The following is a 15,337-nucleotide window of genomic DNA, read 5'->3' as shown; positions in this document are numbered from 1 at the left end:
GCGACGGCAAGTCTGTTGTGTGAAAACGAGAAAGGAACCGATCATGCCAACCGAAGTACTTTACAGCACCCAGGCCCGCGCAACCGGCGGGCGCGACGGCGTCTCCGGCACGCTGGATGGCGCATTCAATGTGACGCTTTCAACACCGAAGGAACTGGGTGGAGACGGCAAGGACGGCAATAATCCCGAGCAATTGTTCGCTGCCGGTTATGCCGCGTGTTTTCTCGGCGCCATGAAATTTGTCGCCGGCCATTCTGAAGACCTGAAAATGAAAATTCCTGACGACACCACCGTCACATCCACCGTCGGTATCGGACCTCGTTCCGAAGGTGGTTTCGGCCTCGATGTGAAACTTGAGGTTTCGCTGCCGGGCGTCGCAAAGGACAAGGCAGCCAGGCTGGTCGAGGAAGCCCACCAGGTCTGCCCGTATTCCAACGCGACCCGCGGCGCGCTCGACATCAATCCGGTGGTTGTCTAGATCGAAACGATGACAGGTCAGCTGCCGCGCAGGCGGAAGCGTTGAATCTTGCCCGATTCATTGCGCGGCAACTGATCCAGAAACCGGATCGCGCGCGGGTACTTGTAGGGCGCGATGGTGTTTTTGACATGATCCTGCAGGTCGCCCGCCAGCCTTGACCGGTCTTCAACGGCAACCGGTGTTACCACGTAGGCAACCACGACCTGTCCGCGTTCCTCTGATGCTTCACCGACGACGGCGCATTCACGAACATGCGGGTGCAGCAGCAGCGTGTTTTCGACTTCAACACCTGAAATGTTGTAGCCGGAAGAAATAATCATGTCGTCGAGACGACTGTGATAGGCGAGATACCCGTCTTCCGTCATCGAACAGGCATCGCCGGTGATGTTCCAACCGTGCTGCACATATGCCTGCTGGCGGGCATCATCCAGGTAGCGGCATCCGGTTGGCCCCCTGACCGCCAGCCGCCCAATCTCGTTGGCCGGCAGTTTGCGGCCGGTATCGTCAACGACTGCCAGTTCAAAGCCCGGTATGGCCGGGCCTATAAAACCGGCGCGCACATCCTGTCCGGTTGAACCGGCAAAGGCATGCAGCATTTCCGTTGAACCGAGCACTTCCGCCAGTTGCATGCCCGTCGCATCGGCCCATGCCTGCCTGACAGGCAAGGGCAGCGCCTCGCCTGAGGATACCGCCAGGCGCAGTGTTGCCAGTGACTGGTCTGCCTTAAGTTTTACCATCTGCTGGAAGAACGTCGGCACGGTAAAGCAGACAGTTGCGCCGTAGGTCTCTATCGCATCGAGCAGTTGCTCCGGTGAATAGCGTGCATTGAGAACACTGCAGGCCCCGGCGTGTAACGGAAACACCAGCAACCCGCCGAGGCCGAAGGTAAATGCCAGCGGCGCGGTACCGATGAAGACATCCTGCCGGTCAGGGGCAACCATGTGCCGGCACATGGTTTCGCAAATGGCGATCACATCGCGATGAAAATGAACGGTGGCCTTGGGTTTGCCGGTGGTGCCGGAGGTAAAGGCAATCAGCGATATGTCATCCGGCAGCGTGGCGCAGGTTTCATGTTGTGGCGAAGCGTCGGCCATCAGCTCGAACAGCTCGCCGTGACCGGCTTCAAATCCGATGACCGGAACATTCCTGCCAGACGACCTGACAGCGAGTGACAGGTCCTGCATCAGGCTGGTTTCACAGATCGCCAGGGCAGGTTGTGACATGTCGATAATCACCCGCAGCTCGTTGTCGCGCAGCAGTGACATGGTCGTAACGGCGACCGCACCGATTTTCTGTACGGCCAGCCAGATGAGGGCCACTTCCGGAGAATTGCCGCCGCGGATCAGCACGCGATTGCCCGGTTCGATGGCGTAGCGGTGCACCATGACCGATGCAGTCCGGCAGACATGCTCGTCCAGCTCTGCATAGGTCCAGGTGCGGTCACCGCCTCGTATTGCCGGACTGTCTCCATTTCCATTTGAAACATGCCGGTCAAGCAGCAGGGACACGCAATTGAGAGTGTCCAGACCTGCGCTGGCTGCCAGAGGTTGTATCTGCGGCCACTGTTCCCGGGGCGGCAGCCGGTCGTGCACAAACCGGTCCTTCTGCGGGCTGGCCGGCGGCGTCATTCAGGTGTCCAGTCCGGTGCAATCAGGCGACGCTTGCCATCGGAGGATTTGCGCACCCCCGGCTCGTCCAGTTGCACCCGGTCCCAGAGCTTGCAGGTCACCTGCTTGTGGTTCTGGTCGAGCCCTTCACAGTAGTTGGTATATTCACATAACCTGATTTCGCCGCCGTGACCGGTTTCGAGTTTCCTGAACCAGTCCGGGTCGGCGAGTGCCTGGCGGGCCGCGCCGATAATGTCAGCAGTACCGTCATTGAGCGCTGCTTCCGCCATATCGAAATTGTGTATGCCGCCTGCCGCAACAACCGGTGTGTTGAACCCGGCTCTGCGCACCGCCTCGCGAATGGTTTTCGTCGCGGCCATGTTGCGGCCAAACGGGCCTTTCTCGTCGGATATGTATTGCGGCATGCACTCGTATCCGCTCGGCCCGGTATAGGGGTAGGCGGCAGCGCCCACCTTGGGCTGCTTGGCATCGTCAAACTTGCCGCCGCGCGACAGCGACAGGAAGTCCATACCGGCACGGGCGAAAGCTGTTGCAAAGTGGCAGACATCGTCAAGTGAGCTGCCGCCTGCAACCTCCTCTGAAGCCAGGAATCTCGAGCCGACGATGAAGTCGTCCGGCACCGTCTTGCGGACCGCTTCATACACCTCAAGCGGCAGGCGAACCCTTGCATCTGCCGCGCCGCCATATCCGTCATCACGCCGGTTGGTCGCCGACAGGAACGAGGCCATGGTGTAGGCGTGGGCGTAATGCAGTTCAACACCGTCAAATCCGGCCCGGCTGGCCCGGCTGGCGGCTTCGGCAAACAGCTCCGGCAGCACCTGGGGCAGATCTCTGATGTGGTCCAGATGCATGTCATTCACCTGTTCGCGGTAGCCTTTTGTCAGCGCCTCGAATTCGCGCGCGGCCAGAACCGGTTCCAGCTCACTGTCGGTCATGGCAATCATGGCCTGGCGGACATCGGCTTCGTCAGTATCACCCATGCCGAGCACCTGCCTGTGCTGCGGCGTGACGGTGAGGAAGCGCTGCAGGAACTTGACCCGGTCGGGGCGACGCTTGATTGCCAGGAAATCGATCAGCTGAATGAACAGCCTGGTTGTCCCGCCGCTTTCCCGGCGCACCACGTCAACCAGTTGTTCAAGCCCGTCCAGGAACCGGTCATGGCCGATGCGCAGCAAAGGTCCGGACGGTACATCGCGGATGCCGGTGGCTTCCACCACGATGACTGCCGGGCGTCCTCGTGCGAACCGGCCATACCAGTCGAGTACTTCAGGTGTCACGTGGCCATTGTCCGTGGCCCGCCATGGCACCATTGCGGGTACCCAGGTCCGGTTGCGCAGTGCAAGCCGGCCGGACAGCAAGGGGGAGAACAGGGCCGCCGCCGCGCGCTCTTCCGCGTCCGGCAGATGACCGGGTTCCGGTTTCCATCGTATTTTTTCAGGCGGCTTCCACATGTTATCGTGAACTCGTTGAAACGGTCATTGGCCGGTGGGCGGCATCATCGCCGTCGCCTCGATCTCCACCATCGCGTCGTCTTCAACCAGCGCTGTGACCTGAACCACAGCCATGGCCGGGAAATGCCTGCCGATGACCCGCTTGTAGGCGGCACCCAGCTCGCGCTGGCAGGCGAGATATGCCTGTTTGTCGGTGACGTACCAGGTCATGCGCACAATATGTTCAGGCTTAGCGTCTGCCTCGGCCAGCACGGCCACAATGTTGCGCAGTGTCTGCTCGGCCTGTCCGGCAAAATCCTTGCTCTCGAACACTTCCTCGGCGGTCCAGCCGATCATACCGCCGGTGAACACCATGCGTCCCTCAGCAGCTACGCCATTGGCATAGCCTTTCGGTTGTTTCCAGCCTTTTGGCTGCAGAAATTCCATCATCTCATTCCTCTCTCAGCCGGAAGCGCTGGATCTTGCCGGTCTGTGTCTTGGGCAGCGCGCTGGTGAACACAATTGAGCGCGGATACTTGAACGGCGCGATGGCCTGTTTCACATGATCCTGCAGGCGCTTGATGCAGTCATCATCTGCGCTGACCTCTTCGATCAGCACTACATGGGCCTGCACAATCTGGCCGCGATCCTCGTCCGCCACACCGATGACGGCACACTCAACGACGTCGTCGTGGGATAAAAGCGCTGCTTCCACTTCCGGCCCGGCGATGTTGTAGCCGGAAGATATGATCATGTCGTCGCTGCGCGCGGCAAAATGAAATACCCCTGCCTCATCCTGGATGAAACTGTCACCGGTCAGGTTCCAGCCATCGCGCACATAGTTTGCCTGTCGGTCATCGTTCAGATAGCGGCAGCCGGTCGGACCCTTGACGGCGAGTTTACCGATTGTGCCGCGGGGCACTTCGTTCATTGCGTCGTCGACCACAATGGCCTGATAGCCGGTGACCGGGGTGCCGGTCTGGGCAGGTGCGGCGGACCCGAAGCGATTTGAGATGAAGATGTGCAGCAGTTCCGTCGAGCCGATGCCGTCGAGCATCTCCTTGCCGGTCTTGTCTTTCCATTCCTCGAAAACCGGGCCGGGCAGGGTTTCTCCGGCAGAAACCGCAACTCGCAGGGATGACAGGTCTGCGCCTTCATCCATCGCCCGCATCATGGCGCGGTAGGCGGTCGGCGCGGTGAAGCACACGGTCGCCTTGTAGGTCTCGATGATCTCGATCATGTTGGGCGGTGAGGCGGTCTCCAGCAGGGTGGCCGTTGCCCCGAAGCGCAATGGGAACACCGCCAGTCCGCCGAGGCCAAAGGTGAAGGCAAGCGGCGGCGAACCGATAAACACGTCGTCGGGTGTAACACCAAGAACCTCCTTGGCATACCCGTCCGCAATGATCATCAGGTCGCGATGGAAGTGCATGGTCGCCTTCGGTTCGCCGGTGGTGCCTGAAGTAAAGCCGAGCAGGGCGACGTCGTCCCGGCTGGTCTGTACCGCGTCGAAGGAGACCGGTTTATCGAGTCCGGCACGGTCCAGTTCAGCGTCGTGATTGGCCGTGCCGTCGAACCCGATGACTTTTTCAAGCGACGGCGATGTCTTTGCGCAAGCCACGATCTCGTCCATCATACGGGTGTCGCACAAGGCGAGGCTCACCTGCGCCTTGTCGACGATTTTCGACAGTTCGCCGGCCCGCAGCATCGGCATGGTATTGACTACAACGGCACCTGCCTTGGTTGCGGCCAGCCAGCACGCCACCATGGCCGGATTGTTGGCAGACCGGATCAGTACCCGGTTGCCCGGTTTGACGCCGTAATCCTCCGCCAGTGCATGGGCGAGGCGGTTGGTCCAGTCGGACAGTTCCTTGTAGGTTCTCCGGCGGCCATTGCCGATCAGGGCCACATGGTCACCAAACCCCTGTTCGACCATCCGGTCTGTCAGCTCCACAGCCGCATTGAGCTGCTCAGGATAGGCGAACCCGTCTAGCAGGAACTCCGGCCACTGGTCGGTGGGCGGCAGGTTGTCCCGGCTGAACGTATCCACATGAGCGCTTGGTAACAGGTCCATTGGCTTAACCTCCTGCCAGCATCTGACGCGCGATAACGACTTTCTGTACATCCGATGCGCCTTCATAAATGCGAAGTGCCCGGATTTCACGGTACAGGCTCTCCACGATGTGGCCGCTGCGCACGCCGTCGCCACCATGTAGCTGCACCGCGCGGTCGATCACATCCTGTGCCTTGTCCGTCGCGTGCAGCTTTGCCATGGCGGCCTCGCGGGTGACCCGGGCAGCACCTGTGTCCTTGGTCCACGCCGCGCGGTAGACCAGCAGGGCGCTGGCATCCACATCCAGCGCCATCTCGGCCACGTGACCCTGGACCATTTGCAGCTCAGCCATCGGGGCGCCAAACAGCTCGCGTTCGCGCACCCTTACAAGCGTTTCATCCAGTGCCCGGCGTGCAAAGCCCAGCGCTGCAGCCCCGACGGTTGAGCGGAAAACATCGAGGACCGACATGGCTACCTTGAAGCCTTGTCCCGGTTCACCGATCAGCGCGTCGGCACTGACACGGACATTGTCAAACTCCAGCCGGGCCAGCGGGTGAGGGGCGATAACCTCAAGGCGTTCGGCAATGTTCAGGCCATCCGCATCCGCCGGTACCAGGAAGCACGACAAGCCTTTGGCACCCGGCGCTTCCCCGGTGCGGGCGAAAACACAGTAGAAGTCTGCAATACCGCCATTGGAGATCCAGGTTTTCTCACCGTTCAGCACGAAATGATTGCCATCGCGTGCGGCTGTCATGTCCATGGCGGCGACGTCGGAACCAGACTTGGGTTCACTCAGTGCGAATGCCGAGAGTGCTTGTCCGGCTCTCGTCTTGCGCAACCAACCCAGCTGCTCGGTCGTGCCGAACAGCGAAATCGCACCGGTGCCGAGGCCTTGCATGGCAAAGGCGAAGTCGGCCAGCCCGTCGTGGCGTGCCAGTGTCTCGCGGATCAGGCAAAGGCTGCGCACGTCCAGTACGGCGGGTTGGTCAGGATCGATTGCCGAGTGTTTCAGCCAGCCGTCCTGTCCAAGCTTTGCCACCAGTGCCTTGCAGGCCGCGTCCACATCCGAATGATCCACCGGCAGGTTGGCTTCACACCAGTTGTCCAGCGCTGCTGCCAGTTCGCGATGCCTGTCTTCGAAAAACGGCCAGTGGAGAAAGCTGGTGTCCGGCATGATCAATTGCCCTCGAACACGGGTTTTTCCTTTGCAACGAATGCCTCATAGGCACGATGAAAATCCTGGGTCTGCATGCAGATGGCCTGCGCCTGCGCTTCGGCCTCAATGGCCTGTTCCGGGCTCATCGACCATTCGTGGTTGAGCTGTGTCTTGGTGATGGAATGGGCAAAATTCGGTCCAGCTGCAATCCTGGCCGCCAGCGCCAGCGCGTCCGCCTCAAGTTCTGCTCCATCCACCAGTCGGTTGAAATATCCCCAGCGCTCGCCTTCCTGCGCCGTCATGGCGCGCCCGGTGTACAACAATTCAGCCGCGCGTCCCTGGCCGATAATGCGGGGCAGCATTGCGCATGCTCCCATATCGCATCCTGCCAGCCCGACCCGGGTGAACAGGAAGGCGGTTTTTGCGTCCGGCGTTGCAATCCGCAGGTCTGATGCCATGGTGATGATGGCGCCTGCGCCCACGGCAACGCCGTCGACTGCTGAGATCACCGGCTTGCCGCAGGCCAGCATGGCCTTGACCAGGTCACCGGTCATGCGGGTGAAGTTCAAAAGCCCTTTCATGTCCATTTTGGTTAGGGGCCCGATGATGTCGTGCACATCACCGCCGGAGCAGAAATTGCCCTCATTGGGCAGAAACACCACGACATCCACATCGTCGGCATAGACGAGGGCGCGAAACGTGTCGCGCAGTTCCGCGTAGCTGTCGAAGGTCAGCGGGTTCTTGCGCTCCGGCCGGGCCAGCCGGATCGTTGCGACGCTGCCGTCCATCTGCCAGTGAAAGTGCTCGGGCTTCAGCCCGCTCATGTCACTCATGTGTGCTCTCCCAGAGATTGATTGAGACGGTCCATGCCGGCCATCATCGCTTCGGCTTCGTCAGGCGAGAGGTCGGCAAGTAGCTCGTTCACCCAGCCTTCGTGCACGCCCGCCATGTGGATGAAATCGTCACGGCCTTTTTTCGTCAGCCGGACCACCATGGCCCGCCGGTCACCCTTGACCGGTACCCGCATGACGTAGCCGTCAAGCACCAGGCGATCGACAATGCCGGTGACATTGCCGTTGGAAACCTTGAGGAAGGAGGACAGGGCACTCATCCGCAAGCCCCGTTCGTAATGGTGCAGCGCCGCCATGACGTCAAATCGCGGCAGCGTGGTGTTGAATTCCGCCCGCAATCTCTCCCTCAACACTGCCTCCATATGGCGTTGAAGTTTCAACAGGCGCAGCCAGAACCGCAGCCGTTGTTTCGATGCCGGGCGTTGTTCGGGTTGTTTCAAAGGCGTGCTCATCCTGCGATCCCTTCCGGCATGGCAATAGCTTCTCCGTTGCGCGGCGCTGCATTGTCGGCGCACAACTGCAGCACCATGTCTGCAATTTCATCCGGCTGCACGAACTGGCCGGTTGGAGATCCTTTCAGCAGGCTGGCCGCAGCCTGCTCACGGCTCATGCCGGTTTTCTCCACAATGTTGTCCAGTGTCCGGTCCAGCATCGGTGTCCGGGTATAGCCAGGACATATGGCATTGACCGTAACACCCTTCGGGCCGAGTTCCGCGGCCAAAGCGCGGGTCAGGCCAACCACGCCGTGCTTGGCGGCACAGTAGGAACTGACATAGGCGCTTCCCCGCAAACCTGCCACGGAAGCGATGGCGATCATCCGCCCGTAGCCGGCAGCGAGCATGGGGGCCAGCCCGCACTGAAACGTGTTGAACACGCCGGTCAGGTTGACATCGATCGTATGCTGCCATTGTTCCCCGGTCAGTCGGCTGAACGGCTGGCTTTCGGCCACCCCGGCATTGGCGATCACGATGGACACCGGGCCGTGCTTGTCTGCCGCGGAAGAAAATGCGGTGCGCAAGGCGTCAGCATCGGTGACGTCGGCAATGGCAAAGCTCATCTTGTCGTGGCCGGCTGCCGTTTCCCTGAGAGGTGCTTCGCGGCGTCCGGTGATGGTGACGGCGGCTCCTGCCTCTGCCAGTGCCACGGCGATGGCAGAGCCAACGCCCGTGCCGCCACCTGTAACCAGCGCATGTTGTCCATCGAGGTTTGCCTGCATGATCACACCTTCAGTGTCTGTTGTTCGGACCGCTCCGCCAGCCGGTAGGCCTGGTCGCGTCCTGCCAGATAGGGGGCCGGCCATTGTGCCTGTGTGTCACCCAGCGCTACGGCTGCCCGCAGTGTCCAGTACGGATCGGCCAGATGCGGGCGGGCCAGGCACACCAGATCGGCCCGGCCGGCCATCAGGATGGAATTGACGTGATCGGCCTCATAGATGTTGCCGACCGCCATGGTGGCGATACCGGCTTCATTGCGGATGCGGTCGGAAAACGGCGTCTGGAACATGCGGCCATAAACCGGCTGGGCCGACACGGATGTCTGGCCGGCAGACACGTCGCAGATATCCACCCCGGCGGCTTTCAGCATGCGGGCGATGTCTACAGCGTCCTGTGGCGTGATGCCCGCATCGTCCATCCAGTCATTGGCGGATATCCTGACCGAAATCGGTTTGTCGTCAGGCCACACGGCGCGCACGGCGGAAAACACCTCAAGCGGATACCGCATGCGGTTTTCAAGGCTGCCACCATAGTCGTCGGTCCTGTGATTGGTCAGCGGCGTGATGAAGGACGACAGCAGGTAGCCGTGGGCACAGTGCAGTTCGATCATGTCAAATCCGGCACGGTCAGCCATCTGCGCAGATGCCACAAACTGCTCGCGTACCAGGTCCATATCGGTCCGGTCCATCGCCTTGGGTGTCTGGTTGCGTGGCGACCAGGCGATTTCGGACGCTGCCAGCAGGGGCCAGTTGCCGTCCTGCAGCGGCGCGTCCATCTCTTCCCAACCGAGCTGGGTTGAGCCCTTGGCGCCGGAGTGGCCGAGCTGGCAGCAGACCTTGGCGCCTGTCTCCGCATGAATGAAGTTCACCAGCCGTTGCCACGCCGCTTCATGTTCGGCTGCATACATGCCCGTGCATCCCGGCGTGATCCGTCCGTGCGGGCTGACGCAGGTCATTTCGGTATAGACCAGTCCGGCGCCGCCCTTGGCGCGCTCACCATAGTGCACCAGGTGCCAGTCGGTCGGGCAGCCGTCCACCGCCTTGTACTGTGCCATCGGCGATACGACCACACGGTTTTTCAAGGTCATGGCGCGCAGGGAATAGGGGGCGAACATCGGTGGCCGCACCGGTTTGTCTTCCGCCACTCCGGAGTTTGTCTGGAACCAGCGTTCTGCCTGCTGCATCCATTCAGGATCGCGCAGGCGCAGGTTTTCGTGGCTGATGCGTTGCGACCGGGTCATCAGGGAATAATTGAACTGCACCGGATCGAGATTGAAGTAACGCTCAATGTCCTCGAACCATTCCAGCGAATTGCGCGCTGCCGACTGCAAACGCAATACCTCGAGGCGGCGGGCATCTTCATACTTCTCAAACGCCGCCTGCATGGACGGTTCAGTGTGCAGGTAGTCGGCCAGTGCAATGGCGCTTTCCAGAGCCAGTTTGGTGCCTGATCCGATGGAAAAATGCGCGCTCGCCGCGGCATCGCCCATCAGCACCAGGTTGTCATGGCTCCAGCGCTCGCACAGCACGCGCGGAAACCGGATCCAGGCGGAACCGCGTATATGACCGGCATTGGTCATCAGCGAGTGCCCGCCGAGATAGTCCTTGAAGATCGCCTCGCAGGTGGCGATGGACTCCTGCTGGCTCATGTGTTCGAAACCGAAATGCTGATAGGTTTCGTCAGAGCACTCGATGATGAAAGTCGCGGTGTCGGGATCAAACTGGTAGGCGTGCACCCAGATCCAGCCGTGTTCTGTCTGTTCAAAAATAAAGGTGAAGGCGTCGTCGAATTTCTGATGCGTGCCAAGCCAGATATAATGGCATTTGCGAACGTCGATATCCGGTTTGAATACGTCTTGGAACTTGCCGCGGGCAATCGAATTGACACCGTCGGGCGCGACCACCAGGTCGTGGGTTCGCATCAGGTCGTCGATGTCCTTGATCTCGGTCTCATAACGCAGGTCCACGCCCACGTCGCGGGCCCGTTGCTGCAGGATTTGCAGCAACCGCTTGCGCCCGATGCCGCAAAACCCGTGTCCTGTGGAGAGTTGTGTCGTACCCTTGAAATGAACCGCAATATCGTCCCAGTAGGCAAAATGCTCGCGGATGGATGTCGCGCTTATGGCGTCGTTGGCCGCCAGGTTGTCCAGGGTTTCATCGGACAGCACAACGCCCCATCCAAAAGTGTCATCGGCCCGGTTTCGCTCATAGACGATGACCTCATGATCCGGATCACGCAGTTTCATTGAGATTGCGAAATACAACCCCGCCGGGCCGCCGCCGATACATCCAGCCTTCATCGGGTCCAACCTCCTGCCAGCAAAAGTGCTGCGTTAGATGGTCAGATCATGCATCAGGTCAATATGTTTTAAAAGTAAAATATTTAGATATGAATTATAAAGAGACATTGAAATGTAGTTTTGATTATAAAAAACAGAAGGTTGTATCGGTTTTATGATGTAAAAAATTCGAATGAGAGGGCGAGAGTGCGGTGTCACCCACGGCAAGGCGGGGCGTATTGGCCGGTCATATCCTCTTGTCCCGGTTCTTCCAGTACGGTTCGCGCAGGATGTTCTTCTGAATCTTGCCGATCGGTGTTTTGGGGAACTCGTCGACGAACTTAACGATGCGCGGCCGCTTGAATTGCGCCAGGCGGGCGGCGCAATGGGCAACCAGGTCCTGCTCGGTAAGCTCGGTATTGTCCTTCAGGCACACATAGGCGGCCGGCACTTCACCCCACTTGTCGTGCGGTATGCCGAAGACGGCGCATTCGGCAACCGCTTCATGATCGTAGATGGCATTCTCGATCTCCTTGGGATAGACGTTCTCGCCACCGGAAATGATCATGTCCTTGGAGCGGTCGACCAGGGTGATGAAACCGTCCTCGTCAATGGTGCCGACGTCGTCCGTATGGGCCCAGCCATGCCGCCAGAAAGCGGCCGTTTGCTCCGGTTCGTCATAGTATTCCAGCATCACATTGTCGCCGCGAGAGACGATTTCTCCAATTTCACCAACAGCAACCGGATGCCCGTCCTGATCAATTACCGCCACATCCACATTGTAGGCCTGACGGCCCACGGACCCGAGTTTTTCAGGCAGGTACCAGTGACGCAGCGAGGTCAGCACACCCATCTCCGACTGCCCGTAAATCTGGGTCATCTTCACGTCGGGCAGCACCTCTATCATCTTGTGCTGCACCCAGTCGGGCATCGGGGCGCCGGCAAATGACAGCTTGCGCCAGCTTGCGAACTTCGCCCCATCGAACTGCGGATCGCTGACCACCATCGACACCTGTGTCGGCACCATGAAGGCGGCGGTCATGCCGGATTGCTGCACCATGTCCGCGAAATCGCCAGCATCCCATTTGCTCAGCAGCGTCGTGGTGGCGCCTGCGAGGATGGCCGGCTGAAACATGATGTTGAGAGCTGCCACATGAAACATCGGGGTGGCGATCCCGACCACGTCGCGCTCGTCGATGGCCTCTTCCACCATCACCGTATGCGCGGTGACCGCCCGGTTGCGGTGGCTGACCAGGACGCCCTTGGGTCGGCCGGTGGTGCCACCGGTGTAGGTCATGCAGAACGGATCATCTTCGTGGATGTCAGCCGCCGGTGCATCAGCAGGTGATGATGAGAGAAAATCGGCAAATTCGTCACTGTCATTGCTTGCAATGCGGATGGCTTTCTTCAGCTTGGGCAGCCGATCTCGCACCGCATCGATTTTTTCGCCGAACAGGTCTTCGTAGAACAAGAGTTCGATGTCTGCCTTGTCCAGTACATAGGCCAGTTCGTCCGGCGCATACAGAACCGAGGTATTGACCAGAACCGCGCCGGAGCGGGCAACGCCGAAAAAGGCGATCCCATATTCAGTGCGGTTGCGGCTTATGATGCCGACCTTGCCACCCTTGGCGATGCCATGCGCGATCAACGCGTTCGCCAGCCGGTTGGCCGCGTTGTCGAGTTCAAGGTAAGTCAGCGAACTGCCTTCCCAGAGGATTGCTGATTTATGAGGAAATCTTTCCGCAGATCGCCGCAGCATATCGCCGGTCAGCATGATCAACCTCTCTCAATCTTGTTTGACCCCGCTACCCGAACCAGCCGGAAACGGTAAGGGACTGCTAGAGGTTATCGCCCGAAGGTTCTCAGGGTTGCCGTTGATTTTCCGCCAAAAGTCGTCGATCTGCAAACAAGTTTTGCAAGAAGCGTGTTTTGATTTCCGCAAAACTGTCGGAGAATGAAAGGCTGGCTGGGGAACCTGGATTCGAACCAGGACTAACGGAGTCAGAGTCCGTGGGTCTACCGTTAACCTATTCCCCAATACTCATGCCGAACGGGCGGTATGACTGGTGGCTTAGCCAATTCGGCTTGCCGGTGTCAAGCCCGGCAATTCAGGATAGATGCAAAACCGCTAGTTGCGCAGTTTTTGCAACAACGAGCCAAGCCCGGTGTCCTTGCGCAGGGATGCCGCCGCAGTGGCCGCCGCCGGGGCTTCCGGTGCAGGCTGTGGCTGAGCGCCGTTTGCCTCGGGCTGTGCTGCTTCCGGTTGTCCGATTGACAGACCGGATACATCGAGTGGTTTTTTCAGTAGTGATGAGCTTGCACCGGCTACTGCTCCAGCCGCTGCGGGAGCAGGGGCCGCAGCCGCCGCTGGGGCCGGAGCTGCTGGTGCCGGGGCAGGCGCTGCCGCCGGTGCGGCCGCAGGTGCCTGGGCAGCCGGGGCTGCAGGTTGCGGTGCAACTGCCGGCTGGGGCGCAGCAGCAGGCGCAGGCTCGGCGGCCTGTTCCGCGAACTCGCCGGTCTCCGGGTTGAAGTCAGCCGCTTCCGGAGCTGAATCCTCGTAGCCGACATCGTAGGACTGCATGCGCCAGCGCGCCACGATGGCTTCCAGGAAGCCTTCATCCGGCACATCGATGCTCCAGTTGCGGGTAAATGATGCGGTGGAACTCTTCGGCAGGGCATGGCGCGGCAGCAGGTCGAATTTGATGCGGGTCGGCAGCGATACGCCTTCACCGAAGGTGACTGCTTCGCCTGTGCCCATTGTCGGCATGAATTCCATCAGGGAAGCTGCGGCGTCGGAAATACCGGCCTTCAGGATTTCCTGGTCGCGCTCATTGGTCAGGCGCATGGAAAACACGGTGTTGCACTGTGACAGGATAGTCGGATCCAGTTCCGACGGGCGCTGCGTGATAATCGCCAGCGAGACGCCGTACTTACGGCCCTCTTTGGCAATCCGCGAAATGGCCCGTTTGGTCGGTTCAAATCCACTGGTCTTGTCAGACGGCACATACCTGTGGGCTTCTTCGCACACAAAGGTGATCGGCACGCGTCCCTGGCTCCACAGGCCGAAGTCGAACGCCATGCGCGCCAGGACGGATACGCAGACATTGATCACTTCCGACGGAAGGCCGCCAAGCTCGAGCACCGTGATCGGCTTGTCGTCGACCGGGATACGGAAGATACGGCCAACCACTTCAGCCATATTGTCGGATATGGTCATGTGACCGAACATGAATGCATAGCGCGGGTCACGCGTCATGGTGTCGAGGCGTGCCTTGAGCCGCTTGAACGGGGCAAGTTCACCTTTCAGGTCGAGTTTGCCGAGGTGTTCCTCAATCAGGCTCATCAGGTCGGACGAGCGATATGGCACCGGTGTATCGACACCCAGATTCATGGTGTCTGCAGGGTCCTTGGAACGCAGGCTTGGAGCCGCCGCCTTGTCGCGGCGGGTACTGGCGGCGTAGCGGGTCTTCGCGAGCGGGATCAGCTCGCGCAGAATTTCAATGTCCTGCTCCCGGTTTGGCTGGTTGCCGATCAGGATTTCAACGACTTCCTCGAAATTGAGCATCCAGAACGGCAAAGACATGTTCGCAGGCTGGATAACTTCGGCGTACTCCTTGAAGGAAGATGCATATTCACGGTGGACATCCAGCAGAAGAATGTGTGCCTTTGGATTTTTCTCCAGGATGCGGCGCAGGATCAGTGCAACCGAACATGACTTGCCGGTGCCGGTTGTGCCCAGTACGGCAAAGTGCTTGCCGAGCAGTTCGTCAATCTTGACCATTGCGGGAATGGTTATGTCCTGCTGGATGTGGCCGATGCGGATCGAGGTGTCTTCGTCGCTGGCATAGGCCATCGACAGTTCGTTCTGGGACGCACGACAAACAATGTTGCCGAGACCTGGATAGGACGACACACCACGCCGGAAGCTCTTGGGGTTGCCGTGATCATCCTTCGGCAACTCGCCGATGAATTCCACTTCGACAATACGCATTTCCTGTTCCGGGTTTTCGTGCGACGGCGTGGGAGAACTCAGGGCTGAGACCAACGCAAGCGTCACGGTCGCTTCGGTATCCACTTTCAACAGTGTGCCGATTTCCGGTGAGCCTTCATTGCCTGCGGAAAACGCATCGTCGGCATCAAGCAGGATGATCGCATGGGCACCGGTCACGGCCACAATGCGGCCAATGCGTTCACTGGCCATATTCATGGGCCCGCGCGAAGTGGTAGCAGCAGCAATGGGTTGCGTGGTCAT

12 protein-coding genes and 1 tRNA gene are annotated in these 15,337 nt (G+C 59.9%); 1 reads left to right on the top strand and 12 read right to left on the bottom strand.

Annotated elements, in window-relative coordinates; genetic code table 11:
* The first annotated feature begins 43 nt into the window (after positions 1-43).
* Positions 44-478: an Ohr family peroxiredoxin gene (locus tag DHN55_RS21640; protein ID WP_108883618.1), complete on the top strand. Its 435-nt coding sequence runs from the start codon at positions 44-46 to the stop codon at positions 476-478.
* A gap of 17 nt (positions 479-495) precedes the next feature.
* Here DHN55_RS21640 and DHN55_RS21635 read toward each other — a convergent pair whose 3' ends face one another.
* From DHN55_RS21635 to DHN55_RS21580, 12 genes are all read right to left on the bottom strand, one after another.
* Positions 496-2,106 (bottom strand): AMP-binding protein, encoded by a 1,611-nt coding sequence (locus DHN55_RS21635; RefSeq protein WP_108883617.1) that lies wholly within the window; start codon positions 2,104-2,106, stop codon positions 496-498.
* A complete protein-coding gene (locus DHN55_RS21630) occupies positions 2,103-3,557 on the bottom strand; it encodes an oxidoreductase (protein WP_108883616.1) in 1,455 nt (484 codons plus the stop codon). The genes DHN55_RS21635 and DHN55_RS21630 overlap by 4 nt, the downstream gene beginning before the upstream one ends.
* Positions 3,558-3,581: 24 nt before the next feature.
* A complete protein-coding gene (locus DHN55_RS21625) occupies positions 3,582-3,986 on the bottom strand; it encodes a Rid family hydrolase (protein WP_108883615.1) in 405 nt (134 codons plus the stop codon).
* 1 nt (position 3,987) lies between these two features.
* Positions 3,988-5,607 carry an AMP-binding protein gene (locus DHN55_RS21620; protein ID WP_108883614.1) on the bottom strand — a complete coding sequence of 540 codons (1,620 nt, stop codon included), beginning with the start codon at positions 5,605-5,607 and terminating at the stop codon, positions 3,988-3,990.
* 4 nt (positions 5,608-5,611) lie between these two features.
* Positions 5,612-6,760, bottom strand: a complete 1,149-nt coding sequence (locus DHN55_RS21615) for an acyl-CoA dehydrogenase family protein (protein ID WP_108883613.1) — start codon at positions 6,758-6,760, stop codon at positions 5,612-5,614.
* A 2-nt stretch (positions 6,761-6,762) separates the two neighbouring features.
* Positions 6,763-7,575: an enoyl-CoA hydratase family protein gene (locus DHN55_RS21610; RefSeq protein ID WP_108883612.1), complete on the bottom strand. Its 813-nt coding sequence runs from the start codon at positions 7,573-7,575 to the stop codon at positions 6,763-6,765.
* Entirely contained in the window at positions 7,572-8,045 is a 474-nt protein-coding gene (locus tag DHN55_RS21605) for a MarR family transcriptional regulator (protein ID WP_108883611.1), read from the bottom strand. Before DHN55_RS21605 ends, DHN55_RS21610 begins: the two co-directional genes overlap by 4 nt.
* The gene (locus DHN55_RS21600) at positions 8,042-8,809 is read right to left on the bottom strand and encodes an SDR family NAD(P)-dependent oxidoreductase (RefSeq protein WP_108883610.1); all 768 of its coding nucleotides are present in this window, start codon (positions 8,807-8,809) and stop codon (positions 8,042-8,044) included. Before DHN55_RS21600 ends, DHN55_RS21605 begins: the two co-directional genes overlap by 4 nt.
* Before the next feature lie 2 nt (positions 8,810-8,811).
* The gene (locus DHN55_RS21595; RefSeq protein WP_108883609.1) at positions 8,812-11,106 is read right to left on the bottom strand and encodes a bifunctional salicylyl-CoA 5-hydroxylase/oxidoreductase; all 2,295 of its coding nucleotides are present in this window, start codon (positions 11,104-11,106) and stop codon (positions 8,812-8,814) included.
* Positions 11,107-11,332: 226 nt separating this feature from the next.
* Positions 11,333-12,859 carry a long-chain-fatty-acid--CoA ligase gene (locus tag DHN55_RS21590; protein ID WP_108883608.1) on the bottom strand — a complete coding sequence of 509 codons (1,527 nt, stop codon included), beginning with the start codon at positions 12,857-12,859 and terminating at the stop codon, positions 11,333-11,335.
* 189 nt (positions 12,860-13,048) lie between these two features.
* A tRNA-Gln gene (locus DHN55_RS21585) sits at positions 13,049-13,122 on the bottom strand.
* Between the two features lie 91 nt (positions 13,123-13,213).
* Positions 13,214-15,337 (bottom strand): helicase HerA domain-containing protein, encoded by a 2,124-nt coding sequence (locus tag DHN55_RS21580; protein ID WP_108883607.1) that lies wholly within the window; start codon positions 15,335-15,337, stop codon positions 13,214-13,216.

Origin of the sequence: Anderseniella sp. Alg231-50, from assembly GCF_900149695.1 — a bacterium.
Lineage (GTDB): Bacteria > Pseudomonadota > Alphaproteobacteria > Rhizobiales > Aestuariivirgaceae > Anderseniella.
The sequence above is the reverse complement of the archived record's forward strand: the minus strand, read 5'-3'. Positions and strand labels throughout refer to the sequence as shown.